Genomic DNA, 1,300 nt, shown 5'->3' with positions numbered 1-1,300 from the left:
TGGGGTTGACCCCGTTTCCCGGACATCTTGATGGCCAGTGTGAGGCTGGCGGGAGAGGATGCAGTGATGGGAGCGAAGCGGAAGAGTTACACGCCGAAGTATCGGCGTGAGGCTGCGCATTTGGTGATCGATACTGGTCGCACGATCGCGGAGGTCGCGCGGGAGATCGGTGTGGGTGAGCAGTTGCTGGGTCGGTGGGTGGCCATTGAGCGGTCGCGGATGGATGATCCTCCGCCGGCGGTCGATGCCGATGAGCGTGCCGAGTTGGAGCGTCTGCGTCGGGAGGTTGCCGAGTTGCGGATGGATCGGGATTTCTTAAAAAAAGCGGCAGCCTTCTTCGCGGCGGAGAATTCGCAGCAGAACAAGCGTACGAGATAATCGACGCGGAGAAGGCCACCTTCCCTGTTGTTCGTGGCGTTGAATTGTTGGGGGTGTCGCGGTCGGGTTTTTATGAATGGCGTGAGCGGCAGGAGGCTGGGCCGTCGGTACGTCAGGTACGGCTGCGGGAGTTGGTGGAAAAGATTGTGCGATTCCATGAGGAGTCGGATCAGGTGTACGGTGCGCCGCGGATCACCGCCGATCTGCGGGATTCCGGCGAGGTGGTGTCTGTGAAGACTGTGGCTAAGTTGATGCGTTCCAACGGTATTGCCGGTATCAGTCCGCGTCCGTGGACTCCTGTGACGACGATCGCGGATCAGAATCCGCATGCGATCCCGGATCTTGTGGGTCGTGAGTTCGATCGCGGAGTGTTGAATACGGTGTGGACGTCTGATATCACGTATTTGCGTACAACGAGTGATGGTTGGTTGTATTTGTGTGCGGTGCGGGATGGGTGTTCGCGTCGGGTACTTGGCTACGCATTCTCTGATACTCTGCACACTGATATCGTGGACACGGCGTTACGGAATGCGGTGATGTTTCGGGAGCCGGAGACCGGGTCGACCGATCAGGTCATTTTCCATGCCGACAGGGGCTGTCAGTACACCTCTGAGCAGATGGCGCAGGTCGCTGACGACCTGAAAGTGCGGCTCTCGGTGGGCAGGACCGGGGTGTGTTGGGACAACGCTCAGCAGGAAAGTTTCTGGTCGACGTTGAAGACCGAGTTCTACGATCGGCGGGAGTTCGACACTCACCTGGAGGCCATCGTCGCGGTGTCCCGCTGGATCGATCAGGTGTACAACCGCAGGAGACGACACAGCTCGCTGGGCTACCTTGACCCGGTGACATTCGAACGCAACATGATTGACCAGGCGGCTACCGAAGCCGCTTAACCGATGTCCGGCAAACGGGGGTAACCACA

General features: G+C 59.2%; 1 protein-coding gene. It reads left to right on the top strand.

Translation table 11 applies throughout. The features are described from left to right. Window positions 1-66: 66 nt before the first annotated feature. A protein-coding gene (locus P3L18_RS28100; protein WP_276115995.1) for an IS3 family transposase occupies window positions 67-1,271 on the top strand; the annotation gives its coding sequence in 2 pieces (ribosomal slippage) (window positions 67-310 and window positions 310-1,271; 1,206 coding nt in all). The last annotated feature ends 29 nt before the right edge of the window (window positions 1,272-1,300 follow it).

The organism is Gordonia sp. N1V (genome assembly GCF_029269935.1).
Taxonomy (GTDB): domain Bacteria; phylum Actinomycetota; class Actinomycetes; order Mycobacteriales; family Mycobacteriaceae; genus Gordonia; species Gordonia polyisoprenivorans.
Note: the sequence above shows the minus strand (reverse complement) of the source record. Positions and strands in the feature narration are given on the sequence as shown.